General features: G+C 51.4%; 19 protein-coding genes. 6 read left to right on the top strand and 13 right to left on the bottom strand.

Translation table 11 applies throughout. The features are described from left to right. Positions 1-18: 18 nt before the first annotated feature. The 6 genes from BD749_RS16700 to BD749_RS16675 form a co-directional block, all read right to left on the bottom strand. Positions 19-909, bottom strand: a complete 891-nt coding sequence (locus BD749_RS16700) for an ATP-grasp fold amidoligase family protein (protein WP_101446437.1) — start codon at positions 907-909, stop codon at positions 19-21. Positions 910-1,234: 325 nt separating this feature from the next. After that, positions 1,235-1,669: a nucleoside deaminase gene (locus BD749_RS16695; protein ID WP_101446435.1), complete on the bottom strand. Its 435-nt coding sequence runs from the start codon at positions 1,667-1,669 to the stop codon at positions 1,235-1,237. A 136-nt stretch (positions 1,670-1,805) separates the two neighbouring features. Continuing rightward, positions 1,806-4,421 carry an ATP-dependent chaperone ClpB gene (clpB, locus tag BD749_RS16690; protein ID WP_101446433.1) on the bottom strand — a complete coding sequence of 872 codons (2,616 nt, stop codon included), beginning with the start codon at positions 4,419-4,421 and terminating at the stop codon, positions 1,806-1,808. A 181-nt stretch (positions 4,422-4,602) separates the two neighbouring features. Then, positions 4,603-5,583: a hypothetical protein gene (locus BD749_RS16685; protein WP_101446431.1), complete on the bottom strand. Its 981-nt coding sequence runs from the start codon at positions 5,581-5,583 to the stop codon at positions 4,603-4,605. Positions 5,584-5,649: 66 nt separating this feature from the next. Continuing rightward, a complete protein-coding gene (gene nfi / locus BD749_RS16680; protein ID WP_101446429.1) occupies positions 5,650-6,336 on the bottom strand; it encodes a deoxyribonuclease V in 687 nt (228 codons plus the stop codon). Between the two features lie 244 nt (positions 6,337-6,580). Beyond that, positions 6,581-7,312: a hypothetical protein gene (locus tag BD749_RS16675; protein WP_245869347.1), complete on the bottom strand. Its 732-nt coding sequence runs from the start codon at positions 7,310-7,312 to the stop codon at positions 6,581-6,583. Between the two features lie 103 nt (positions 7,313-7,415). On the opposite strand from BD749_RS16675, the gene BD749_RS16670 reads away from it, so the two are divergent. Both BD749_RS16670 and BD749_RS16665 read left to right on the top strand, forming a co-directional pair. Beyond that, entirely contained in the window at positions 7,416-8,096 is a 681-nt protein-coding gene (locus BD749_RS16670) for a dienelactone hydrolase family protein (RefSeq protein ID WP_101446427.1), read from the top strand. Between the two features lie 205 nt (positions 8,097-8,301). Then, positions 8,302-8,934 carry a phosphoribosyltransferase gene (locus tag BD749_RS16665; RefSeq protein ID WP_101446425.1) on the top strand — a complete coding sequence of 211 codons (633 nt, stop codon included), beginning with the start codon at positions 8,302-8,304 and terminating at the stop codon, positions 8,932-8,934. Here the strand turns inward: BD749_RS16665 and BD749_RS16660 are convergent. Further along, positions 8,931-10,253, bottom strand: coding sequence for an SGNH/GDSL hydrolase family protein (locus BD749_RS16660; protein ID WP_101446423.1), 1,323 nt, complete (start codon positions 10,251-10,253; stop codon positions 8,931-8,933). The two genes, BD749_RS16665 and BD749_RS16660, sit on opposite strands and share 4 nt — an antisense overlap. A gap of 88 nt (positions 10,254-10,341) precedes the next feature. Continuing rightward, the gene (locus BD749_RS16655) at positions 10,342-11,220 is read right to left on the bottom strand and encodes an SGNH/GDSL hydrolase family protein (RefSeq protein ID WP_101446421.1); all 879 of its coding nucleotides are present in this window, start codon (positions 11,218-11,220) and stop codon (positions 10,342-10,344) included. A 284-nt stretch (positions 11,221-11,504) separates the two neighbouring features. Here BD749_RS16655 and BD749_RS16650 point away from each other — a divergent pair, with 284 nt between their 5' ends. From BD749_RS16650 to BD749_RS16640, 3 genes are all read left to right on the top strand, one after another. Beyond that, positions 11,505-13,733, top strand: coding sequence for an NADP-dependent isocitrate dehydrogenase (locus BD749_RS16650; RefSeq protein ID WP_101446419.1), 2,229 nt, complete (start codon positions 11,505-11,507; stop codon positions 13,731-13,733). 146 nt (positions 13,734-13,879) lie between these two features. Then, on the top strand, positions 13,880-14,557 hold the full coding sequence (locus tag BD749_RS16645) for a potassium channel family protein (RefSeq protein ID WP_101446417.1): 678 nt from the start codon (positions 13,880-13,882) through the stop codon (positions 14,555-14,557). A gap of 114 nt (positions 14,558-14,671) precedes the next feature. Next, positions 14,672-15,577 carry an NmrA family NAD(P)-binding protein gene (locus tag BD749_RS16640; protein WP_101446415.1) on the top strand — a complete coding sequence of 302 codons (906 nt, stop codon included), beginning with the start codon at positions 14,672-14,674 and terminating at the stop codon, positions 15,575-15,577. A 45-nt stretch (positions 15,578-15,622) separates the two neighbouring features. On the opposite strand, the gene BD749_RS16635 is transcribed toward BD749_RS16640, so the two are convergent. The 4 genes from BD749_RS16635 to BD749_RS16620 form a co-directional block, all read right to left on the bottom strand. Next, complete coding sequence (locus tag BD749_RS16635) at positions 15,623-15,823, bottom strand: hypothetical protein (RefSeq protein ID WP_101446413.1); 201 nt, start codon at positions 15,821-15,823, stop codon at positions 15,623-15,625. A 230-nt stretch (positions 15,824-16,053) separates the two neighbouring features. Further along, complete coding sequence (locus tag BD749_RS16630) at positions 16,054-17,484, bottom strand: SLC13 family permease (RefSeq protein WP_101446411.1); 1,431 nt, start codon at positions 17,482-17,484, stop codon at positions 16,054-16,056. A 224-nt stretch (positions 17,485-17,708) separates the two neighbouring features. Further along, positions 17,709-20,663: a M16 family metallopeptidase gene (locus BD749_RS16625; RefSeq protein WP_101446409.1), complete on the bottom strand. Its 2,955-nt coding sequence runs from the start codon at positions 20,661-20,663 to the stop codon at positions 17,709-17,711. Between the two features lie 253 nt (positions 20,664-20,916). Further along, positions 20,917-22,833, bottom strand: a complete 1,917-nt coding sequence (locus BD749_RS16620) for a DNA polymerase III subunit gamma/tau (RefSeq protein WP_180336437.1) — start codon at positions 22,831-22,833, stop codon at positions 20,917-20,919. A gap of 276 nt (positions 22,834-23,109) precedes the next feature. Between BD749_RS16620 and BD749_RS16615 the strand changes: the two genes are divergently transcribed. Further along, entirely contained in the window at positions 23,110-23,625 is a 516-nt protein-coding gene (locus BD749_RS16615; protein ID WP_101446405.1) for a hypothetical protein, read from the top strand. A 47-nt stretch (positions 23,626-23,672) separates the two neighbouring features. On the opposite strand, the gene BD749_RS16610 is transcribed toward BD749_RS16615, so the two are convergent. After that, a complete protein-coding gene (locus BD749_RS16610; RefSeq protein ID WP_101446403.1) occupies positions 23,673-24,716 on the bottom strand; it encodes a DUF3667 domain-containing protein in 1,044 nt (347 codons plus the stop codon). Positions 24,717-24,810: the final 94 nt, after the last annotated feature.

Below are 24,810 nucleotides of genomic sequence, written 5' to 3'. Positions count from 1 at the left end.
ACCTATAGCTGAGTACCGCTAAATCATTCCTGGACAGAATTTATCCCAACACTCCAAAAGCTTCTTGTCAGCATCGATGGTGAAGCCCTCCCCCCTGCCAGGAGTAGGGGTAAACTCTCCAAACACCGCTCCTTTATCAGTTGCGTAAAAGTCGATTCTGACAAAAATTTGATAGGCTTTACTCAATTTTTTAGCATGCTCAATCATCTCTGCAAGGCAATGTGGAGGCGCTTGATAAGGGGCTTCATGGTAGTAGGCTGAGAGGGTATCTACTTTATTCCAGTGCTCGTCATAACAACCGGATAGGCCTGCTTTAGGACTGGTGCGATTAATTACATCAATAACTGCTAATTCCCCATTGAAAAGGGAAAACTTATAGTCATCAGGTATTTTATACTCTCCATTTTCACTTTTAACGAATTCTTCGAAAAGAAACTCTTGAAAGGGGTTTTCTAATAATGCCTGATGAAGTCGCTCTCTAATTTCCTCTTCAGAATAAAAGTTCTTATCCATCAGGTTAAAGGTGTTGTTCATCAGAAAAACCATGTTACAAGAGTGTCCTATGGTAGGCCTGATCACATATTGCTTTGGGAGCTTATTAAAGTCAAGATCATCTAAGTTTCGACCTTTCCAATAAAGATCAGGCACTCTACATCCATGCATTTCTGCAAAGAGACGCGCATTGTACTTATTACTTAGTTTGCGCTGCCAGTATTTAACATTATGCCACTGCTCTAGTGAATCACCTTTGCGCATGTTGCTGTTTCGCACAAGATCTGCATCAATAGATTTCCAAAAGATATTATGTCTTTTTTTTATTCGCTTAGCGAATTCTCCGGGTTGGGGTTTGGATTCACCTTTTAAAGCATAAATGGTAGAGCGGACTCCCTTTTTTAATATTTGAAGCATTGTTGCTACTTTTATAACAATGGATAGAATTTATTATATAGGGAGTCTACGCTATTAAAAATCATATGTTATAATATTGTATGAATAATTTATATTTTATTCATGAATCAAATGCTTGTATATTTTGAATACTTTAAGTTATGATTTCTCCACTCTAAGATAATCTGCTAGGACAGTAGTAATTAATTTGCCAAATAGCCCCTATTTAACTTGAATAGGGATTTGCAGAGACAAGAAAGTTCAATCAAATTAATTTTTCGATTCTGCTTATTGAGTAGGAAAAGATTCGGTTTACATGGCAGGTTAAACGTTATTAAAGCATTTATTACAATTCCATGATGTCCTCGTTCCAAAGCTCCGGCTTCTCTTTGATGAAATCCTCCATCATCTCGATGCACTCCGGCAGGTTCAGGTCCACCACCTCCACGCCATGCGACTCCATGAATTCCCGTGCACCGTCAAAAGTGTTCGACTCGCCCACAATCACTTTCGGAATCTTGAACTGCACAATGGTACCGGCGCACATGTAGCAGGGCATCAGGGTGGAGTAGATCACAGTATTGCGATAGCTCCCAATGCGGCCGGCATTGTTGAGGCAGTCCATCTCGCCGTGCAGAATCGGGTTGTTCTCCTGCACCCGCTTGTTGTGCCCTGTTGCCACTACCTTACCGTCTTTCACGAGCACGGAGCCAATAGGTATACCACCTTCGCTGCGGCCCTTCTTCGCCTCGTTAATTGCCAGTTGCATGAATTCGTCCATAGGTATAGGTTTTGAGAATGGTTGTGCTTTGGGTACGGCATCCCGCTGCGGGTAGTTATAAAAACAAAAAGGCCCCTCCAAACGGAGAGGCCTTTTGCTCAACTAAACTCTAAACTTTAATTACACAATCAATTCACTATTCTGTGGGCAACTGGATGTCCACGTTATTGAAACGAATCTTTCCGTGGTCTAGTACCGCCTCTACGACAGAATCTTTATTTATGGTACCAGCCAATATCTCCTTCGATAGCTCGTTAAGCACCTGGCGCTGCAGCACACGCTTCAGCGGACGGGCACCGAATTGCGGATCGTAGCCCTGCTCGCCCAGGTAGTCCAGCACCTCGTCGGTCGCGATCAGGCGTATACCTGCCTCGTCCAGACGATCCTGGATGTGACCGAACTGGATAGAAACGATCTTGCGGATATCGCCGCGGCTCAGCGGACGGAACATCACCAGCTCGTCGATACGGTTCAGGAACTCCGGCCTCACAGACTTTTTCAGTAACTCGAATACTTCGTCCTTGGTGCGCTCAATCACCTCGTCGTGGTTGAACTCGTCCATCTGCTCAAAATTGCTCTGGATGATGTGTGAACCGATGTTCGAAGTCATGATGATGATCGTGTTCTTGAAGTTCACCACACGGCCCTTGCTGTCCGTCAATCGACCATCGTCCAATACCTGCAGCAGGATGTTGAACACATCCGGGTGCGCTTTCTCGATTTCGTCGAGCAGTACCACCGAGTAGGGTTTGCGGCGCACGGCCTCGGTCAGCTGACCACCTTCATCGTAACCCACGTATCCCGGAGGCGCACCAATCATGCGGCTCACGGCGTGGCGCTCCTGGTACTCACTCATGTCAATACGCACCATCGCATTCTCGTCGTTGAACAGGTAATCAGCCAGCGCCTTGGCCAGCTCGGTCTTACCCACACCGGTGGTACCCAGGAAGATGAACGAACCGATCGGGCGCTTCGGGTCCTGCATACCGGCACGGCTGCGGCGCACGGCATCAGAAATGGCCTCAATCGCCTCTTCCTGACCTGCCACTCTGCTGCCCAGTTCGCGCTCCAGGTTGAGCAACTTCTCGCGGTCGCTCTGCAACATTTTGCTCACAGGTATACCGGTCCACTTGGCCACTACTTCAGCGATGTCTTCAGAAGTAACTTCCTCCTGCAGCATCGGGTTCTCGCCCTGCATCTGGCGTACCTGCTCCTGCAGCTCACCCAAGTGCTTTTCAGCTTCCTGGATCTTGCCGTAACGCAGCTCAGCCACACGGCCATAGTCGCCGGAGCGTTCGGCCTGCTCAGCCTCCAGTTTATAGTTTTCGATGTTCTCTTTCTCTTTCTGGATGCCCTCGATGATCTGCTTTTCGTTCTGCCACTTGGCTTTCAGGTCATCGCGCTTGCCACTCAGGTCAGCGATCTCTTTCGAAAGCACCGCTTCTTTGTCTTTGTCGTTCTCACGGCGGATCGCCTCCCGCTCAATCTCCAGCTGCATGATGCGGCGCTGAATCTCGTCCAGCTCCACCGGCAGCGAGTCGATCTCGATGCGCAGTTTCGCCGCCGCCTCGTCCATCAGGTCAATGGCCTTGTCTGGCAGGAAACGGTCGGAGATGTAGCGGCTCGATAACTCCACAGCAGAGATGATGGCGTCGTCCTTGATGCGTACCCCATGGTGCACCTCGTACTTGTCTTTGATACCGCGCAGGATAGAAATGGCGTCCTGCACGCTTGGCTCGTCCACCATAACGGCCTGGAAACGACGCTCCAGAGCTTTATCTTTCTCTATGTACTTCTGATACTCCTTCAAGGTAGTTGCACCGATGGCATGCAGTTCGCCACGGGCCAGGGCTGGCTTGAGCAGGTTGGCCGCGTCCATGGCGCTCTCACCACCCGCACCAGCACCGATCAGGGTATGGATCTCGTCGATGAAGAGCACGATCTCGCCCTCAGCATCCACCACTTCTTTGATCACCGCTTTCAGGCGCTCTTCGAACTCACCTTTATACTTGGCGCCTGCCACCAGCAGACCCATGTCGAGGCTCATCAGCGTCTTGTTCTTCAGGTTCTCGGGCACGTCGCCACTCACGATGCGCTGCGCCAGTCCTTCCACGATCGCGGTCTTACCCACACCGGGCTCACCCAGCAGGACCGGGTTGTTCTTGGTACGGCGGCTCAGGATCTGCAGCACGCGGCGAATCTCTTCGTCGCGGCCGATTACCGGGTCGATCTTACCGTTGCGGGCCATTTCGTTCAGATCGCGGGCATAGCGCTTGAGCGAGTTATACTTCGCCTCGGCGTTCTGGTCAGTTACCTTGGTACCGCCGCGCAGTTCCTTAATGGCTTTTTTGAGGTCTTTTTCATTGAAGCCCACATCCTTCATGATGCCGGCCACCTTGTCGCGGTCCGCCAGCAGGCCCAGGAGCATGTGCTCAATGGCCACATATTCATCGCCAAACTCCTTCAGGTATGATGTGGCTTTCTGCAGAGCTGCTGCTGCATCATTTGCCAGGTAGGGACTGCCACCGCTCACCTTCGGATAAGCCGCGACCACCTCATCCAGCTTGGTGTGCAGGATGTTGCCGTTGATGTTGAGTTTCTTCAGTAAAAAGCTGGTGACGTTCTCGTCCGTCTCCAGAATCGCTTTTAAAATATGCCCGGTCTCGATAGCCTGCTGCTGGAAGCCACCGGCTATCTCGGTGGCCTTTTGGATGGCCTCCTGGGCTTTGATGGTATAGTTATTAAAATTCATATCCCTATGTGTTTTCCCCTTAGTTTAAGTACTACGAGCAGTACAGCAAAGGATACACCAATGGGACTTAAAGATGATTTTACTGAAATTATGGCAGACATTATTTTGCTGAAATTCAATTTAGCAGCCAAATTGACAGCAAAGCAAAAGCCTCACTTGGGGTGAGGCTTGAAGGCTGGTTTTAATACACTCGTTCAATAATAGTCTCCTCGGTAACATTTCCTGAGTCGCCGGGCAGCTCCATTACAGTTGTCCGCTTGGTGGTTACCAAAGTGGGCCAGGTGCTTTCGAGGTCGTAGGTATAGGTGCTGTAGTCCTTGATGTCCATTTTCATGTCGGCAAAAGCCTTTCGCATCTCTGCCATCTTTTGCTTTTTCTCGGCGGCGCTCCCGAAGTTTGTGGCCGACATAATCTTGCTGGTCATATCGGTGATCATCTTGCGTATATCTTCAGGGTCGGGGTTGAGTTCGTTAATGAAGGTGCAGGTCCCGGTCTCATAATCGATCGGGTTAAAGTAAAGTGAGGCGTTCGCTTTGATCGGGTCGCCTCCTACCAGGTTAGGCAGCAAATCTTCGTAACGGATGGTGTCTGCCAGGCTAAAGGCACCTCCATACGGACTATGGAAGCTCTGAAGCTCCTTGAATACAAGGCGTTCTATACCTTCTTTCGAGGCGTACATCTCTTTAATGGGTTTCAGGGCTTTTTCGAGGTCAAGCTTTTTGGAGTTCTCGGTGTTTTTGATGACGAGGGCAAAAATGTCATTCATCATGGTGCCGACTTCCTTCCAGTTCTCTATCCCTTGGAATGCGCCAAACTCATCCGTCTTGTACTTCACCGTCAGGTAGCGGTACTTGTCGCCGAGCGAGACCATTTGCTGCGTTAGCTCCGGCGAACTGTTGAAAAGTGTGTTCTCGTATTTGTACTCCACCAGATAAGAGGTGGCCGTAGAGTCCAGCACGGTGAAGCTTGTCAGGTATGAGCTCACTTCGTTCTGGGTTTCCTTGCCGTTGCGGTGTGTCAGCTTTTTCTTGATCACCTTGTACTTCTGTGTCTCGCCTTTGTGCCAGTACGCCACAAACGAAACGGTAGAGTCGGACTGCGCAAACAGCTGGCACGAAATGAAGGTGAAGAAAAGTGTGGTAAAGAGGTATAAGTGTTTCATGTAGTAGGATGAAATATGAGCTGCAAAGCTAGCCTTATCCTGCTGATAGTGAAATACTCCGTGGTTTTATTTTACCTCACTCTTAAACACCGCCGCATAGTGGTCCGCCAGCCTTGTCGGCTCCGGTAATTTATACTTTGTCGTGCAGGCCATCGCTACCTTCGTCGCCGATTCCAGGTCCATCAGGTGGCCCGGCGAAACGAATACAGGCTTTACGTTGTCTTTGGTGCGCAGCACGTTCCCGATCAGCTCGCCCTTGTGTTCCAGCGGTGATACAGAGCCTATCACTACATCCGGTTCCTTATACCTGCCCACGAGTACTTTCTTGGCTACGCCCATGGTTGGTTTGCTCAGTTGCAGCCCCAGATGCGTGGCTATACCTAAGCGGCGGGGGTGGGAGATGCCGTGGCCGTCGACCATGATCAGGTCGGGCTTTTGCTGCAGCTTTTCGTAGGCTTTGAGCAGGTTGGGCGCTTCTCTAAAAGAAAGAAAGCCGGGAACGTATGGCAGTTCCACCTCCCCATAATGCCATACCTTTTCCAGTACCTCTAAGTCAGGATAAGACAGCAGCACGAAAACTGACAGAATATGATCCTCCCCTACAAAAGAAGAGTCGCAGCCCGCAATCAGCTTCAGGTCAAAGTCAGGTTTCTGAATAACGACGCGCTCCTGCATTTCCTGTTGCTGGGCCGTGAGACTGGCAAGCAGGGCAGGGTCGGGAGCAGGCTGGTCGAAGCGACGGTAGTAGGGCATTTTTGATTGAGTGGTTGAGTGAATGAGTGATTTTTTATTGAGGATACGTTCGTGGGGACGGGCTGTTCGATTTATGGATCTGTTTCTACTGTCTCCTTGAACGATATTGACAATGTTCCTTCCCTGCATTCGCTTACTCACTCATTCAAAATCCTCTCGTCCATCCACTTAATCAAACCCAATCATTCACTCGTTCAAAACCCACTCAATCGTTAACTCACTCAACCACTCAATTGAAAATAACTCAAGCGCTGCAGGGGTAGATCAGTTTTGCGAACAGCAGGCGCCACTGACCATCGATCTGGCCGAAGTGGAATTCAAAAGAAGTAGCCGTGTGTAGTACAGATCGCTGAAGCAATGGCAAGGTGTCTTTTACTTGTCTGATCTCCGTCTCGGAAAGGCTGGCATAGTCCCAGTAGCCGCTCTTCTGAAACTTAGCAGGGCCTGCAACGAAGCATCCGTCCTTGCTGTAGCCTGACTGGCCTCTGTCATAGTCCATGTTGCCGCAATCAAATGAAGGCCATGCCTCTTCCCGCAAATCACATGCCTTTACCTCGTCCCGGATAGTGAAAAAAGACCTTCCCTGGAACTCACGCCGGAACTTTCGGATATCTGTCACGTGCGTCATCTTGGGTAGGGCACCGGGCTGTTCAACAACCCAAAGCCCAAGATCCGGGTGGATGAACTGGTTGACCGCGCTGGTATCGGCTGTTTGCAGGGCTGTCATGAAATGGGAGAAAGCCTGCTCAAAAGAAAGGGAATCCTGGGCAGGAGCACGATCCCTGCGGAGATGCTCTTCCTGCACTTCTTCCAGGCGCTGGTGCTCCCTGGCCTGCTCGTCTGCCATGCTGTTCTCCCTATCCCCGGATCCGCAGGACGCTATACCTGTCAGTAACGTCAGGTATAGCAAAGTCAACATTTTGCTGCACATGTGTTTGGATTTAGGTATAGCTTCTATACGTCGTTTCTGCTGCATGGGCCTATACCTAGGGAAGCTGTTATACGCAGCAGGTTTCAACTATTACTATTCCAAGACGTAAATTAAGTTTGTAAGCGCTTCATCAACGAAAACAAACTGAATGACAAATTTCATATTCAAGGACAGTCTTGCGCTGAGAGCGGGAAACGTCCAGCTAACGGCCGATCTGGCTGTGCCGGAAGCGGCAAAGGGACTAGTTATTTTTTCGCATGGTAGCGGGAGCAGCCGCCTTAGTTCGCGTAACCGTTTTGTAGCCGAGCACCTGCAGCGCTCCCGTTTTGCCACGCTGCTTTTTGATCTGCTCACCGAAGAGGAAGACCAACGGCAGGAAAACCGCTTTGACATTGCCTTGCTCACCAAACGCCTGATCGATGCCGTGACCTGGGCCCAGCAAAACGACTATACCAAAAACTTACTCATCGGTTTGTTTGGGGCAAGTACCGGCGCTGCCTCGGCGCTTAGTGCTGCAGCTGCGTTGGGTAACGAAATCATTTATGCAGTGGTGAGCCGTGGCGGCCGGCCGGACCTGGCCGCCGGGGTGCTGCCCGACGTGCAAAGCCCGACGTTGCTGATCGTTGGCGGCCTGGATGAAGAAGTGCTCGACCTGAACAGGTGGGCGCAAGACCGGCTGCAATGCCTGAAGGATCTGGAGATAGTACCTGACGCCACGCACCTATTTGAAGAGCCCGGCGCACTTGAAATGGCCGCGCAACTCGCAACAGACTGGTTTCGGAAGTACCTGGAACCCGGCAAACAGCACCCGTTGAGGGAGAGTTGGTGATTGAGTGAATGAGTGATTTAGTGATTTAGTGAATGGGTGATTTAGTGAATGGGTGATTAAGCTTTTAACCATTGACGTGAAGATTGGTCTAATAGAAACATAATTCCCCAACCTCGCACTAACATTCCTCTTACCAAGGCAAAATCATTTTGCTAGAAATTCATTCCTTCACTTACCCACTCCATCACTCAATAAATATATACCTATGGAATACATCCCGAACAGACAAATCGCTGCGGAGCTACTGGCCGACAGGCTTGAGCGCTACAAGGGGCAGAAAGGAGTGGTGCTGGCCATACCCCGGGGCGGCGTTCCGGTGGCGGCGCCCATTGCCAGGCGATTAGGAATGCCACTGGATGTGATCGTCTCCAAAAAGATCGGCCATCCCGCCAACCCGGAGTTTGCGATAGGAGCCGTGAGTCTGGAGGATGTGGAGGTGGATAAACGGTCGGATGTTTCGCAGGAGTATATACAAGCTGAAGTGGACCGGATAAAGCAGAGCCTGCGGCAAAAATACCAGTTGTTTATGGGTAGCCGCCAGCCAGTAGACCTGCACGACCGCGTGGTTATAATAGTGGATGACGGCATCGCCACAGGCAAAACGTTGCTGTCTACCATACACATGGCCCGGCACAAACAACCCCGCAGGCTAATTGTAGCAGTGCCTGTCGCCCCCAAAGCTGCCATTAAGCAGATCGAAGGCATTGTAGACGAAGTGGTATGCCTGCTCGTACCCCCAATGTTTCAGGCCGTCGGGCAGTTCTACCAGGAGTTTGAGCAGGTAAGCGATGAAGAGGTTATCCGCCTGCTCAGGCAACAGGACAGAAGCCAGGGTTAGCGGCCCACCATCAGATGCCGGATAAAAGCTCTGCCCGGCAGCGTGGCTCGCACCATGTACATGCTGCCATCACGCAAATCGGCGGTGGGGAGCAATTGTGTGAAGTTACCCCGATGGTCTGCCTCCGCTTCAAATTCCTTCACCAGCTTTCCTTCCAGGGTATAGATCGAGATACTGAACTTTTCCTGGGGCTGCAGAGCCAGCACCTGCACCGTTACGGTGTGGTTGCTTTTGGTTTGGGTGGGGAAAACACGCATCTCTTCTGTGGTGGCCTGCATCAGGCTCACGGCCAGCACTGCTGAGTAGCTCTCGGTACCGTCGTAGTCCACCTGGCGGAGGCGGTAGTAGTGAACACCCTGTGCGGCCATTTCGTCCTGATAGGTATAGCGTTGGGGCAAAGAGGTGGTGCCGGCGCCCTCTACGCGGCCAACAGAGTCGAACTCCGTAGCCGATTGGCCGCGCTGCACTTCAAAAAAAGCATTGTCCAGTTCAGAGGCCGTTTCCCAGCTTAGCTGCACTCCGCTCTGCGTAGCGACGCCTTTAAAGTTGTTCAGCTCTACCGGAAGCGGTACGATTATTTCGTTCATGATGGCCTCGAACCATACCTGCGCCATTTTCTCCATACCGCTTGCGTTGGGGTGCACACCATCGTAGGTGTCTTTTACAGCATTAAAACCGGTATTTTGATCGACCAGAATAAGCGGCGGGCCGGCTGGCGATTGCGAATCTACCAGTTCCTCAATGCGCTGGTTTAATAACTGAATGTTCTGAGCCGGAGTTGGGCCAACCTGCTGCCCATCTGCAGGTATAAGTTTGGCGATAAAGATGGTGACACCAGGGGATTTTTCGTGAATGGCTGCTATAACGGCCTTGAGTTCTGTCACCGTTTCATCTATACCTTGATTCCGGAACATGTCATTTGTGCCGAGGTGCATCAGTACTACGTCCGGAGTGTAGGTTTCTGCCCATTGTGCAATAGTACCCTTCCCGTCTCTGCCATTCAGAATTTCATCGGCAGTCCAGCCCCAGTGCCCTTCGTTTCGGTTGCTAAACGACTGTCCTTTGTACTTCCTATAGACAGGGGTGCCCCCGTCATTTTCTGTATGCGAACCTACAAACTCAACGTTCAAGCCTTCGTCGATCAACTTGGTCCACAAGGGGTAGCGGTAGCTGACGAATTCCATATTGCCCTGCGTGATCGAGTTGCCCAGCGGCATGATCTTGATTGGCTGGGACTGCGCCTGTGCTTCAAAACCCAGAAAAAGGAAAAGAATAAAGGTATAAGCTTGTTTTCGGAAGCAGGAGAGTAGAAAGAGCATGTGCGTAAGAGCTAAGTAATGGAAATTACATGGCTCTTAAAAACGAGCGCAACCCCTTGGGGTTGCGCATTATTGATAATACCAGAGGTTAGTTGCCTGACTCTCTGCGGTCGCGTTGTGCTGCTAAATTGTACAATGTCGCTTCATTGGCCTTCAGGGCGTCGTACCAGCGCTTGGCAATAAATTTCTCACCAGCGGTGTTGGGATGAAGCCCGTCGTAGGTATAGCTGTCCGGATTATAACCCGAATTTACATCGACAATGATAATTGGAGATTGTGGAGTTGAGAGGCGCGAAGCCAGCGCTGGCAACAGCGATACAAAATGCTGTGTTGAGTCAACGTTGGCATACTGCGCAGGCATAGGCGTGATCTTGGCCAGCATGATGGCAACGTTCTCATTGTCGGCTCGTAGCTGCCCGATAATCTGTTCAATTCTGGAAACAGTGCCGCCTGTTGTTTTGTTGTGGATCATGTCGTTCGTACCCAGGTGCATGAGCACCACATCCGGGGTATAGCCTTTAAGCCAGTCGCTCAGCTTGCCTTTGTCGCGCTTGTACTGCGTCGGGTTTGCGTAGCCGTTCAGGAGATCGGCAGTCATCCAGCCCCAGTGCCCCTCGTGTTTGTTTGTGAAGGTTTGCCCTTTGTAAGTTTCCCCCATTTTGGGAGAGGCCACATCGGCGCCATGTTCTGAGTTGGGCGCTTGACTATACCAATTCGTGTCCAGGGAGCCGACGAACTCGAATTTCAGTCCGGCATCTACCAGCATTTTCCATAGTTCATAGCGGTAACTGGGGTTGGTCTCGCCGCCCTGCGTAATGGAGTTGCCCAATGGCATGATCCGAAGCGACAGCGCGTCCTGCTGCGGCTCTATCTCTTCTTTTGTTTCATCGTCGGAGCAGGCTGTCGAGAATAGGATAAAAGAAAGGAGTGATATATATCTGAAGTTGGTCTTGAGTGTCGAAAACATGGTACGTATTACAAATTCTGAATGAGGTAAGCACTGTGGCTAAAAACGAGAAGTACAAAATTCGGTTGCGTGATGTCCTTTGGTTGGCTCTGATTATTGTCCAATTCTGATGAAAGAGAGGACCTGCCAAACGAAGCAAATGAAACACCAGACGAAGGTTTAGCCTTATCAAAAAGACTCTTATATTTGCTTCTTAAACGAGCGCGGGGAAAAGACTACTTGCCAGGCAACAATGGCAGTAGGCGATGCTCCCCGGAACGAACTAATTATAAATACTGACCTACATGACGACAAAATCATCGAAAATCATCTATACCATTACAGATGAAGCGCCTGCCCTGGCGACCCGTTCTTTTCTGCCCATCGTGCAGGCTTTCACCAAAGCGGCTGACATCGAAGTAGAAACGAGAGACATTTCCCTGGCCGGCCGTATTCTGGCGAACTTCCCGGAAAACCTTTCGGAGGAGCAAAAGCAGTCGGACGACCTGGCCTACCTGGGCGGGCTGGCCAAAACGCCGGAGGCGAACATCATCAAGCTGCCCAACATCAGCGCCTCTATTCCGCAGCTGACAGCGGCTATCAAAGAATTGCAGTCACAAGGCTACAATATTCCAGACTATCCGGCTGATCCAAAAAACGACACGGAGAAAGACGTGAAAGCCCGTTATGCCAAGATTTTAGGTAGCGCCGTGAACCCAGTGTTGCGTGAGGGTAACTCTGACCGTCGCGTGGCTGATGCGGTGAAGCAGTACGCCAAAAAACACCCACATTCGATGGGCAAGTGGTCATCTGACTCTAAAACGCATGTAGCCCACATGACAGCTGGCGACTTCTACGGCAGCGAGCAGTCTGTGGTAGCTGACAAAGCAGCCGAGGTGCGCATTGAGTTTGTCGGTGCCAACGGCGAGACCAAAGTGCTAAAGGACAAAATAGCGCTGAAAGCCGGTGAAGTAATGGACTCGTCAGTTATGAGCCGCAACGCCCTGCGTTCTTTCCTGGAAAAGGAAATCGCAGAAGCCAAGGAGCAAGGCATCCTGTTGTCGCTGCACCTGAAGGCGACCATGATGAAGGTGTCTGACCCTATTATGTTCGGCCACGCCGTGACGGTGTTCTTCAAAGACACTTTTGCCAAGCATGCCGCTACCTTTAAAGAGATCGGCGTAGATGCCAACAACGGTCTGGGTGATGTATATGCGAAGATCCAGAATCTGTCGGAAGAAAAGCGTGCCGAGATCGAAGCTGACCTGAAAGCAGAGATGGCGCAGCGCCCCGAACTGGCCATGGTGAACTCCGACAAGGGCATCACCAACCTGCACGTGCCAAGCGACGTGATCATCGACGCCTCTATGCCGGCGGCTATCCGCTCGTCGGGCCAGATGTGGGGTCCGGACGGCAAACTGCACGACACCAAAGCGATCATTCCAGACCGCTCTTATGCCCAGATCTACCAGGAAGTAATCCAGTTCAACAAAGAGAACGGTGCTTTCGACCCGACAACCATGGGTACCGTGCCAAACATCGGTCTGATGGCACAGAAAGCCGAAGAATACGGCTCGCATGACAAAACCTTTGAAATGTCTGCCACTGGTACAGTTCGCATTGTGGATGCGGATGGCAACACGCTGATGGAGCAGAAAGTAGAAGAAGGCGATATCTTCAGAGCCTGTCAGACGAAAGACCTGCCTATTCAGGACTGGGTGAAGCTGGCTGTAACCCGAGCAAGAATTACCAACACACCTGCTATTTTCTGGCTGGACCCACAGCGTGCACACGATGCCAACCTGATTCAGAAAGTAGAGAAATACCTGCAGGACCACGATACCAACGGTCTTGAGATCAAGATCATGTCGCCGGTAGAAGCCATGCGCTATACCTGTGAACGTGCCAAAGCGGGTAAAGACACCATCTCGGTAACAGGCAACGTACTGCGTGACTACCTGACCGACTTGTTCCCGATCCTGGAGCTGGGCACCAGCGCAAAAATGCTGTCGATCGTTCCGTTGCTGGACGGCGGTGGCCTGTTCGAAACTGGTGCGGGCGGATCTGCGCCCAAGCACGTTGAGCAGTTCGTGGAAGAGAACTACCTGCGTTGGGATTCACTGGGAGAGTTCCTGGCCTTGGCGGTATCGCTGGAAGACCTGGCGTACAAAACCAAAAACGAAAAGGCTGAAGTGCTGGCGGAGGCCCTGAACAAGGCCAATGCCATGTTCCTGGAGAATGATAAGTCGCCGGCCCGCAAAGTAGGTGGCATCGATAACCGCGGCAGTCACTTCTACCTGGCCATGTACTGGGCGCAGGCACTAGCCGAGCAGTCGAAAAACCAGGAGTTGAAAGACAAGTTCTCGAAGTTGGCGAAGGAACTGACCGACAACGAGCAGAAGATCGTGGACGAGCAGATCGCCGCACAAGGCAAGCCGGTTGAGATCGGCGGATACTACCACCCTAACGAAGAGAAAACCAGCAAAGCCATGCGCCCAAGCGAAACGCTGAACGCGGCGTTGGCTAGCTTCTAATCGGAAGTATATGTGCTTAACAAGAAAGGCTGCCTGAGAGATCAGGTGGCCTTTCTTATTTTATCTGCCAATTCAGGTAATATGCGTATTTTGTGACCATCTATTCTTACTACTAACTCCAGCAGGAACAAAGCTGTGAATAAAAGATGCTTCAATTTCTAAAGAAACTCCGCTCTTACTGGTTAGGCGATGTCAGCTTTGTTGTGCTATTGATTATGCTGGTGGCGGTTGTGTTCGTGCTTCCTGTCATTATGGAAATGAGCGAGCATGGTGTGCTGCTGTTCAACGTGTTGTTGCTGAGCGTATTCCTGTCAGGTACTTTTTCAACCGACAATTATTGGGTGATGATGCTTTCCGCGATTCTATTCGGAATACACCTGACCCTGCGAATTATCCGTTTCGGAGATAATCCCTATTCTTACTATGTGCTGGAGAATGTGGTAGCCATTGCGAACACGGCGGTTTTCCTGTACATCAACTTTCGCTTGCTGTTTCGCGACCAGAGTGTGAATGTGTACCGCATTATCGGGGCCGTGAATGTATACCTGCTGCTCGCTCTGATGGGGGCCCTTACATTGGAGGTGATTCATGCTGTTGCGGGTGTTTCCATCGGGGGAAATGTCCTGCTCACAGGCTCCGATCGGGACTATGTTCATTTTATTTATTTTAGCCTCACCTCACTTACCACGGTGGGATTCGGCGATATTTACCCCATCAGTACGGGAGCCAAAATGGTGTCTACCAGCCTGGCTGCTATAGGCATTCTGTTCCCCGCTATCGTCATTGCCCGGCTGGTTGGTTTAGCATCGCAGCGAACGCCGTAGTCCGGCGCAGGTATAGCCCATACCTTTGCTATACCTGCGGTATCAATAGTCTTTCGATGCTCAGGCAACCTTTCCCGCTAAAGCCTGTTACAAACCATAGATAAAGTTACAGCTATGGAAAACAGGATTACGTCGGGGCCTGTCGTGGTGGCAGGGGCTACGGGCGACCTGGGCGGACGCATTGCCAGGTCATTGCTCAGCAAAGGGGCCAGCGTGCGGGTGCTCGTAAGACGCGACAGCGACGCAGCGAAAGTGGAGGCACTGCAGAAAGCGGGCGCTACGATTTGCGAGGTTGATTACCACAATCCCGCCGCATTAGCGAAAGTTTGTGAAGGGGCGAGCTGTGTGGTTTCGGCCTTGTCGGGTTTGCACTACGTGATGGTCGGGATACAGTCTCTGCTGCTGAATGCTGCCCTGGCAGCCGGTGTGCCCCGCTTTATTCCATCCGATTTTTCCATTGATTTTACCAAACTGCCCTATGGCAATAACCGGAACCTGGACCTCCGCAAGGAGTTTGGCGAGCGGTTGGACAAAGCACCCATCGCTGCCACTTCCATCCTGAACGGCATGTTCACCGATCTGCTTACCGGTCAGGCCCCTGTCGTGCTTTTTCCAATCAAGCGGGTGATGTACTACGGCAACCCTGATCAGCTGATGGACTTTACAACCATACAAAATACAGCCGACTATACCGCTGCTGCTGCCCTCGACCCTACCACCCCACGTTATTTGCGGATAGCGGGTGATGTGCTAAGTGCCAGGGGGCTAAGAGAAGCTGCCACGGAAGCGACGGGAGAGGAGTTTAGCTTGTTTCGGGTAGGCGGAATTAGTTTGTTGAACACCATCATCACGGTCACAAAAGCACTTACACCTTCCAGTAAGGAAGTCTTCCCCGCCTGGCAGGGCATGCAGTACATGCGCGATATGTTTACGGGTTTGCCAAAACTCGATCCTCTGGACAACGACCGCTATCCGGATATCACGTGGAAGCGTGTGGCGGAGGTGCTGAAGGCGCGATAGGGTTTGTGAATTGCTGCAGAAGGGTAGGCAAGCGGTATAGCTCCTTTATTTTTCACTTCTTTCCGCTCTTCTTTTCAGCGCTACCATAAGCAAACCCAATACACCACCTGCCAGCGCCGCATAGCCAAAGCCAATGAAGAAGCCATACGCCCCATTCTCTTCGCCCAGCCAAAATGAGATGGCCAGTGCCAATATACCTGCTACAAGCAGCAGCGTCGCTTTTGTGTAGTTCATCTTGTTTTCCATGGTTTCGGTAGTTTAATTATACCCTGCAGTATTGTGTGTCAGGTATAGCTATACCTGCGGCTAAGTGCCTGATGCCTATGCTAATATAGTAGATTTAAACGCTCTGGTTTTCTCTTTTCTACTAACACAGCGCAAAGCCAGACCAACACAAGTTTTTACCCGAAAACAGAAAGGCCTTACTGTCAAGCAGATCCTCCGGGCAGGTATAGCGCTGCTGCGACAGGCTATACCTACCATAAACCAAAGTAAGTGAGCAGCCAGAAATACACGTAAGTGATAAAGAGGCTGCAGACTCCTATTACAATGCCGTTGGTGATGAAATCCTTGGAGGTGAGCTCGTTGGTGGAATAGGCAATGGCATTGGGCGGTGTACTGATGGGCAGGGCCATGCTGCTGCCCGCCATTACGGCCAGTCCGAGTGCCATAAATTTCACGTTCACGCCCTCCAACTGGTGTGCCATCGACATGGCCATGGGGATGAACAGGATCGCCGTGGTGGTGTTGGACATAAACGTGCCTACCAGCAAGGTCATCGTGAAGATGATCAGCACAATCCACTCACTCTCCAGCGGTAAAGAGTTAGCAATTACTTTGTCGAGACCCGTCAGGCTCATGCCTTGCCCCAGTGCCAGCCCGCCCGCAATCACAAACAGGATGTTCCACTCAATCCGGTTGAATTCCTTGACGGAGAGCAGCCCTGTGGCTGTGAACATAATGGCCGGGAATAGCGCCACTACCGCCGACGGAATGCCGTGCAGGCTGTCGGTAAGCCACAGGAGCACGGTGATGGTAAACACAACAATCACAAAGATGCCTTCGCCACCGAAAGGCTTGGCTTCGACGGGGGTGAGCATCAGGGGGGGTTCGGGCTTATACCTGTGCCAGAGCAGTTGGTACAGCACGAAAAGCAAAATGATTACAAGCGGGAACATGATGATCATCCAGGTCAGGAAGTCGATCTGCACGCCTTCGTTTGCCAGAAGCCCGACCGCAATGGCATTGGGCGGAGAACCGATGGGCGTCATCAGGCCGCCGATGCTGGCCGAGAAAGGTATAGCCAGTGTTAGCCCCTTACGGAAGGAGTGGCCCGCTGGCACAAAAGCCAGCAACGAACCCGTAAGCGTGATCATCATGGCGGTGGTAGCGGTGTTGCTGATCCACATGCCAAAGATGGTGGTGCACACAATAACGCCAATCAGGGCGCTTTTCGCAGACAACCCGAAAATACGGAGCATGGCACTCGACAGGTATACGTCCACGCCCACCTTCACCCCGACTTTGGCCAAAATGAAACCACCCAGAAAAAGGTAGATGATCGGGTCGGCCAGCGGCGCCAAAAAGCTTTGGTAAGGTATAGCGGCTATACCTGCCGTTTGCAGGAACTCCCATTCGCCCGGATTGCCCAGCAATATAATCTGAGCGCCAATAATCAGGAGCGACGTGGCAAATAGCGGAATGATCTCGGTCGCCCACAGAAAAGCTGCCGTTACCAGAATGCCCGTCATGTAAGCGACTGGCGGCGGGTAATCGGTGGTAGCCGAAGTAACCCAACCCGACAGCACCCCAATCAGCACAATCCCGAAAAACATTAGCAGGCGTTTTGTTCTGGGCAGTTGCAGCTCGCGGGTGATACGGGTCAGGTGCTTTATGCGTCTATTCATAGTTATAGCAGGGCAGTCGGATAAAGATATCCAATATCTCTGAATGATGCTGCCACATACGCTGGGGTTTGGGTTGGAGGTGTACTTTTGGGTTTTGCTATACCTGGTTCGTGTAATACAGGCTTCTTTTGATCAAGGTCAATTCTGCCTAACTCATCTGTAAAAACAAAAGCGGCAGCCCAGTCAGGCTGCCGCTTCCATTCACGCAGGTATAGCACGCAGGCTTAGTACCCGAACACCTGCTCTAGTGTCAGTTGCTGTACTTTGCCGTATTTCTCCAGCTCTTTGAAGTTCAGTCTGTCCTTTGAGCCGATTACCAAAATCGCCTGTGGCTTGCCGCTCACGAACTGTTTCTGGAATTCCTGCAGCTGGTCAAATGTCAGGCTGTTGGCGCTTTCGTAGATGTCGCGACGGATGTCGTAGTCCAGGCCGAGGCGCTTGGCACGCTCGTAGTCGAACAGGATAGACGACTTGGTGATGCGCTCCGAAGTGATGCTGTTGCGCAGCGATGCCTTTGCAATATCGAAGTTAGCTTCAGCCAGCGGCATGTTCGTCAGAAGTTCCTGCATACCTGCCATCGCTTCAGGCAACTTATCCGACTGCGTACCGATGTACGATTGGATGTAGTTCGAGCGGTCCTTTTTGCTGGCCGTGCTGTAGCTCGAGTAGGCCGAGTAGGCGAGGGCCTTCGACTCACGCAGCTCCTGGAACACGATGGAGCTCATACCTGACCCGAAGTACTGATTGTACAGGCGGATGGTCGGCACCATTTCTTTCTTGAAGGCATCGGCTTTGGTCAGGAAGATCAGTTCGGCCTGCACCATGTTGTAATCTACCCAGTATACCGTCGGCTGCTTGATGTCGAGCTCCGCGTATACCTTCTCGGCTGGCACTGGCTTCAGTTTGGCGGGCACAATGTGGCCCTCGTTCAGGGTAGCCACCAGTGCATCCGTTTCACGTGGACCATAGTATAGCACGCGGTGCTCGTAAGTCGGGATGCTCTTGATCAGGGTGATCAATTCCTGCGGCTTCACGGCTTTCAGTTCCTTTTCCGACAGCACCGTCGTGAACGGGTTCTTCGGGCCGTACTTGGCGTAGTTCACCAAGGCTTGGTTCAGGATAACGCCTTTGTTCAGCTTGGCGTCGTTGCGGGCCTTCAGGATACCCTGTACCATGTCGTCGAGGGCTTTCTGGTTTGGCTGCGGGTTCTGCAGCACGCTCTCGAACAGGGCCAGGGCTTTCTCAAAGTTCTCGTCTAGTCCAGACAGCGTTACGTATACCTGGTCGCCGGACGAAGACACGTTGAACGAAGTGCCCAGCTTGTAGAACTCCTTCTTCAGTTCCTCGGCGCTATACTTGTCGGTGCCTAAAAAGCGGAGGTAGTTCACGGCCATACCCAGTTTCTGGTCGTTGTTGGTACCCATGTCCAGGATGTAGTAGAGCTGGAACAGGCCGTTTTCGGTGTTCCTGGTATAGAGCAGCGGAATGTTGTTTTTCAGCTTGGCTTCCTCGATATCGGCCTTATAGTCCACGAACACAGGCTGAAGATCCGAAGCTTCTTTGGCCATAAACTGGCTGTAGTAGGCCGACTGCGTATCGCGGTTAACCGGCACCGGTGTGATGCTTGGCTTCTCGACCTTCTCGGCGGTGGCGTTTTTGTCGTTGCGTTTGTATACCAGCACGTAGTTGTTGCCCAGGTACTTGTTAGCCACTTCCACCACATCTTGTTTCGTTATTTTGGCAAAAGCCTCAGGGCGCTGCACGTAGTCCGCCCACGGAATGTCGTAGATGAAGGCCGTCACGAAAGCGTCGGCACGCTCCGAGTTGCTTTCGTAGGCGCGCATCAGGCTGATCTTGTTGTCATTGATGATGGCCGGGATCAGGTCGTCGTCAAACTTGCCTTGCTTTACCAGTTCTACCTGCGCGAGGAGCATGTCTTTTACCTGGTCCAGGGTCTGGCCCTGGCGCGGCGAACCACCTAAACGGAACACCGAGTAGTCTTTCATCTGGTTGTCGTAACCATAAGCCTGTAACACTTTCTGCTGCTGGTTCAGGTTCAGGTCAATCAGGCCCGCCTGTCCGTTGTAAAGAATGGCGCTGATCATGCTCAACACCTGCGCATCGCGCGAGCTCATGCCTGGGAAACGGTAAGCGATGGAAACGTTCTCAGCACTTGGTCCGCTTACTTCTTTCACAATCGGCTGTGCGATCGGCTTCTCCTGCGCCACGGTAAAGGTAGGCGCAGTGCTCGGCTTCAGTTTACCGAAATGCGCATCAATCGCCCGGATAGCCTCATCAAAGTCAATATCGCCACTCAGGGCTACGGCCATGTTGTTCGGCACGTAATACTTGTCGAAGTATTTCTTGATCTCGGTGATAGACGGGTTTTTGAGGTGCTCGATGGTACCGATGGTGGTCTGCGTGCCGTACTGGTGCGTCGGGAACATGGCGGCATTCAGGGTTTCCATCACTTTCCAGCCATCGTTGTCGAGGGTACGGTTTTTCTCTTCGTACACAGCCTCTAGCTCGGTGTGGAACAGGCGCGGCACCAGCTCACCGAAGCGGTGAGCCTCCAGCTCTACCCAGCGCTCCAGTTGGTTGCTCGGGATGTCGTTGGTGTATACGGTTTGCTCCACAGAGGTATAGGCGTTGGTGCCTTTCGCGCCGATGGCGCCCAGGATTTTGTCATACTCATTGGCTACGGCATAGGTAGCCGCCACGCCCGAGATGGAGTCGATCTGGTGATAGATCTGCTTGCGCTGGGCCGGGTCGGTGGTGTTGCGGTGCTTTTCGTAGAGGGCCTCAATCTTATCGAGCTCGGCTTTCTCCTTGGCCCAATCCTGCGTGCCCAGCTGGCTGGTGCCCTTAAACACCATGTGCTCGAGGTAGTGCGCCAGACCGGTGGCGTCGGCCGGGTCGTTTTTAGAGCCCGCACGCACCGCGATGAAGGTCTGGATGCGCGGCGCGTCCTCGTAGTCCGTCAGGTATACCTTCAGGCCGTTGTCCAGGGTATAGACGCGGGCGTTGAGCGGGTCGTTGGCAACAGTCTCGTACTTGTACTCCTTCTGCGCTGGAGTAGCCACAGCCGTGTCGGTTGACTGGGTTTGGTAGGTTTCGTTTTTACATTGCGTGAGCACGAGGGCCGAGGCAACCAAAAACAGGGACAATCCTTTTTTCATGGGTTTCAGGTTAGGTATAGGATAGGGTATAGGAAGTAACAAGACAAAAGAACTTTAGACAAAGGACAAAAGACTTTAAGTGGTATATGTCATTTTATCAGAGAGTTATGCGTCTTTGTGCTTTTCGTTAAAATTATTTTTGTAATGATGTTCAAAACAGAAAAGGCTGAAATCACGAGGCTTCCCAAAAGAAAGCCTCATGACTCACCTTGTGTTTTAATTAGAACTTTACAAATATAAATTTTTTCTTCAATTAGAAGTCAGTGTCGAGTCCGAAGCGCTGCTTTAAATCGACGAGCACCGGGTATTTCTCGGCGAGGTAGTTGAATTTGTCCTGCGAGGTATAGAGTTTGCGCTCGTCCTGCACTTCGATTACTTCGGCTCTAAGCTTGATGCTGCGGTTGCCGGTTTGTTGTTTTAGTTCACGCAAAATCTCCGGACGCAGGCTCGTGAACTGGTCCATCATCACGTGGTTCTCCAGGTGCAGCACAATCTCGTTGCCCTCGCCAATGTGGAACTGGCGGTTGAGCAAGGTATACTCCATCATGTTTTCGCCTTTTTTACGACGCAGGATGGCGTGCCACACCGTGTTGAGTCGGGCCTGGTCCAGTGGGGCGGCAGTTCCATAGGCAGTTTCATCCTCTTCCTCAGCCACAGCGGTTTCCACTACAGCAGCCTGCGGATTTTGCAGGTCTTTCAGGCTGGGCAGTTTGCCGAGCTTTTTCTGCGGCGGCACAGGTATAGAGGGGCGCTGCGGAGCAGGTGCTGGAGCAGGAGTTGGCACAGCCTTGTCCTGCGGGGCCGATAAATGTCCATCAGGTGTAACATGCTGCGGTTTGGGTGGCTGCTGCAAATCCTGCGAAGGCACATGGCCTGGTTGGTGCCGCTGCTGCAGTCCCTCCGAAGGTATAGCCGTGCCTTGTTGCTGCATGGCCGCTGAGGGCACAGAAGCGCCGACCGGCTGCTGCATAGCTGCCGAAGGTATAAGTGGGGCACCAAGTGGCTTGGTAGCGGCTGGTGCCGGGGCTACTACCTTAGCTTTTTTTACTTCAGCTCCTTCCTGCGCAAAACTAAAAGCGGCATTCAGGTGCGCCATTTTCATCAGGCACAGCTCCACGTGCAGGCGCTGGTTTTTGCTGCTCTTATAACTCGTGTCGCAAGTGCTCACCAGGTTCAGCCCTGAGAGCAGGAATGATACACTAGACTTCTGCGACTGCTCGGCATATCGGGCCTTGATGTTATCGGACACCTCAAGTAACTGCACTGTCTGCGGGTCTTTGCACACCAGCAGGCTGCGGAAGTGCTCGCCAATGCCGATCAGGAAGTTGTGGGCATCAAAACCGTTCTTCAGGATCTCGTCAAAAAGCAGCAAAGCGCCCGACAGGTTCTGCGTGAGTAAATGGTCCGTGAGGCGGAAGTAGTAGTCATAGTCCAGGATGTGCAGGTTCTCGACCGTGGCCTTGTAGGTCACGTTGTGGCCCGAGAAGGTCACCATCTGGTCGAAAATCGACAGGGCATCGCGCAGGGCGCCGTCGGCTTTCTGCGAGATCAAGTGCAGGGCGTCGGGCTCGGCTTGTATGTTCTCCTTCTGGGCGATGTTGCCGAGGTGGCGCACCATGTCCTCAATGCGAATCCGGTTGAAGTCGAAGATCTGGCAACGCGACAGGATGGTAGGTATAATCTTGTGGCGCTCAGTGGTCGCCAGGATGAAAATGGCATAGGCAGGCGGCTCTTCCAGCGTCTTCAGAAACGCGTTGAAGGCCTGGTTCGAGAGCATGTGCACCTCGTCTATGATGTAGATTTTGTATTTGCCGGTCTGCGGGGCGTAGCGCACCTGTTCCACCAGGTTGCGGATGTCCTCCACGGAGTTGTTGGAGGCAGCATCGAGCTCGTGGATGTTGAAAGAGCTGTTGGAGTTAAAGCTTCGGCACGATTCGCACTCGTTGCAGGCCTCTACCTCCGGGGTAATGTTCTGGCAGTTAATGGTCTTTGCCAGGATACGGGCACAGGTTGTCTTGCCCACACCCCGCGGCCCGCAAAAAAGGAATGCCTGCGCCAAATGGTGGCTGCTGATGGCGTTTTTGAGGGTGTTGGTGATATGGTGCTGCCCCACCACGCTATCGAATGTGGCCGGACGGTATTTACGCGCTGATACTACAAAATTTTCCATTACTACAAAGATAATCATTCTGAAGCTCAGATGGGAGTGGTATTTTTCCAGTAGTTTTCCATAGGGTTATCCACGATCTGAGAACGGCCTTGCTATACTTGCGTGCAGCTCGCAAGAATAAGTTTATAAAGTTTTATTTGAATAATTTGATATTTTGATACTAAATTGCTGTATCACTATTGTCTTGGTGCTGCCCGCTGTTTACCTGCCTCTAAAGGCAAATAATGAAGTTGGAACGCCTTTGACTCTAAGAGTTTATTACCCGTTTCCAACACCATGAACATACTTAAATCTCTTCTTTTAGCCGCTTTATTTTCAGCACTGACGGCACCTCTGTTTGCTCAAAGTACCTACAAAGGCCTACCGCTCCTCAAGGCAAATTCAAGTAAGGTGAATGCCCGCATTGGCAGTGTGCATGTCAATGGCCTCTGGACGATTAAACCCGAGTATAACCCCAACGCACTGCATATACAGGTAAACGGACAGAAAGAGCAGATGGTGCTTTATACCGACATCGATTCGGCTGTGTATGAATTGCGGCCGGCTAAGGCATCTTATTTTTACGTGCTGCTAAACAAAGAGCATTATGTGTATACCGAAGTAATGGGTTTCAGAAAGGATGGGGACCAGGCCAAAACCAAACTGCTCAACATTGCCAAACCCCAGAGCAAGGTATTCGGCTCGCTGTGGGAAAAGCACCATGTAGGCGAGGTAGTAGAAGGTATAAACGACTATGCCGAGAAAGCTTCGGGCGCAATGGATTGGGTAAAAAGTAAGCTCGGTTCCAATTAGCAAAAATCTCTTGAAGCTGGAATTTTAAAGGAGCCGACCGGGTATTGTCACATGGTATAGAGCGTTGCAACAAATACGATTGTGCCGCTTGCAGCCAGTAAAATGCTATACACCAAAGAAAGCACAAAGAACTTGTAAATCGTGCGCCAGCGCGTGCTCCTGTAGATGTTGCGCATCGACCGGTAGATGTACCAGACCACCACCAGCAGGCCAAAGAGCGAAATCCAGTCGGTTAGGGAGTCTGGCAAAAGCCAGCCGATGAGGATCAGTGCTGAAAAGAACAGGAAGATAAACGAATGCACATGGATCGAGTAGATCAGGTGCTCCACATAGTACTTTTTTGAATTGCGGTTCACGAGCATCAGGATGAAGGCAAACAGCGGCAGCAAGATAAACATCATTTTTGGCAGGTGGCTCCACAGCTTGTTTATGAACAGCTCGCTGCTCAGATCATCGTTCATCACTTTACTTAGCTTTTCCTGAAGCGTTGGGCTGACACCAACGTTGATCTCTAAAGGTGATTCAGGGGCTATACCTGCTTTTTCTATACCTGCTTCCTGCGCACTTGGCCCTGTATACACTACAACGCCCTCCTGGTTGTCGGTGCTACCCATTTTGGTTTTATCGAGAACGGTATAGGTGTGGCCTCCCGCTTTTGGCGATGTGGTGTTAAGGGCAGGAGTTTTTTCCTCTTCTGTATTTGTCTGGGCTGCCACATCTACCTGCACTACCGTTTTTTGCTCCGGTGCTTTATCCTCAATAATGCCTTTTCTGTTGACATTGGAATTAACCGTGAACAGGAAAAAGAACAGAATGCTGATGAATATATACATACTGATCGGGTTCAGGTGTGAGGCGCGCTTGCCTGCAAAGTACTCCTGAGTCAGTAGTCCGGGTTTGGTGAACAGCGGTACGATGCTCTTGAAGAACTTCGATTCGAAGTGGAAGTAGTGCCCAATGCTGTGCAGGGCCACATGCACAAAATCCTCCTTTAGCTCAATATTCTCCTGTCCGCAGTTGGTGCAGAACTTATCGGGTACAACTGCACCACAGTTGAGGCAGTTTTTATCGGAGCGGTAATGCTTTTTCATGGAGGCTTAGGCGTTTGCTAGCTTTAAAAATAGTTAAATAAGTCTTGGATTTTCAATAGTCCAGGAGAAAATATTTAGAAACTCTGCCATAAAA

It is taken from the genome of Pontibacter ramchanderi (assembly GCF_002846395.1).
Lineage (GTDB): Bacteria > Bacteroidota > Bacteroidia > Cytophagales > Hymenobacteraceae > Pontibacter > Pontibacter ramchanderi.
Note: the sequence above shows the minus strand (reverse complement) of the source record. Positions and strands in the feature narration are given on the sequence as shown.

What these genes read in the sequence shown, in the direction of transcription:
- BD749_RS16700 (WP_101446437.1), bottom strand. Translation starts at nt 909, where the DNA reads ATGCTTCAAATATTAAAAAAGGGAGTCCGCTCTACCATTTATGCTTTA.
- BD749_RS16695 (WP_101446435.1), bottom strand. Translation starts at nt 1,669, where the DNA reads ATGGACGAATTCATGCAACTGGCAATTAACGAGGCGAAGAAGGGCCGC.
- clpB (WP_101446433.1), bottom strand. Translation starts at nt 4,421, where the DNA reads ATGAATTTTAATAACTATACCATCAAAGCCCAGGAGGCCATCCAAAAG.
- BD749_RS16685 (WP_101446431.1), bottom strand. Translation starts at nt 5,583, where the DNA reads ATGAAACACTTATACCTCTTTACCACACTTTTCTTCACCTTCATTTCG.
- nfi (WP_101446429.1), bottom strand. Translation starts at nt 6,336, where the DNA reads ATGCCCTACTACCGTCGCTTCGACCAGCCTGCTCCCGACCCTGCCCTG.
- BD749_RS16675 (WP_245869347.1), bottom strand. Translation starts at nt 7,312, where the DNA reads ATGCAGCAGAAACGACGTATAGAAGCTATACCTAAATCCAAACACATG.
- BD749_RS16670 (WP_101446427.1), top strand. Translation starts at nt 7,416, where the DNA reads ATGACAAATTTCATATTCAAGGACAGTCTTGCGCTGAGAGCGGGAAAC.
- BD749_RS16665 (WP_101446425.1), top strand. Translation starts at nt 8,302, where the DNA reads ATGGAATACATCCCGAACAGACAAATCGCTGCGGAGCTACTGGCCGAC.
- BD749_RS16660 (WP_101446423.1), bottom strand. Translation starts at nt 10,253, where the DNA reads ATGCTCTTTCTACTCTCCTGCTTCCGAAAACAAGCTTATACCTTTATT.
- BD749_RS16655 (WP_101446421.1), bottom strand. Translation starts at nt 11,220, where the DNA reads ATGTTTTCGACACTCAAGACCAACTTCAGATATATATCACTCCTTTCT.
- BD749_RS16650 (WP_101446419.1), top strand. Translation starts at nt 11,505, where the DNA reads ATGACGACAAAATCATCGAAAATCATCTATACCATTACAGATGAAGCG.
- BD749_RS16645 (WP_101446417.1), top strand. Translation starts at nt 13,880, where the DNA reads ATGCTTCAATTTCTAAAGAAACTCCGCTCTTACTGGTTAGGCGATGTC.
- BD749_RS16640 (WP_101446415.1), top strand. Translation starts at nt 14,672, where the DNA reads ATGGAAAACAGGATTACGTCGGGGCCTGTCGTGGTGGCAGGGGCTACG.
- BD749_RS16635 (WP_101446413.1), bottom strand. Translation starts at nt 15,823, where the DNA reads ATGGAAAACAAGATGAACTACACAAAAGCGACGCTGCTGCTTGTAGCA.
- BD749_RS16630 (WP_101446411.1), bottom strand. Translation starts at nt 17,484, where the DNA reads ATGAATAGACGCATAAAGCACCTGACCCGTATCACCCGCGAGCTGCAA.
- BD749_RS16625 (WP_101446409.1), bottom strand. Translation starts at nt 20,663, where the DNA reads ATGAAAAAAGGATTGTCCCTGTTTTTGGTTGCCTCGGCCCTCGTGCTC.
- BD749_RS16620 (WP_180336437.1), bottom strand. Translation starts at nt 22,833, where the DNA reads ATGGAAAATTTTGTAGTATCAGCGCGTAAATACCGTCCGGCCACATTC.
- BD749_RS16615 (WP_101446405.1), top strand. Translation starts at nt 23,110, where the DNA reads ATGAACATACTTAAATCTCTTCTTTTAGCCGCTTTATTTTCAGCACTG.
- BD749_RS16610 (WP_101446403.1), bottom strand. Translation starts at nt 24,716, where the DNA reads ATGAAAAAGCATTACCGCTCCGATAAAAACTGCCTCAACTGTGGTGCA.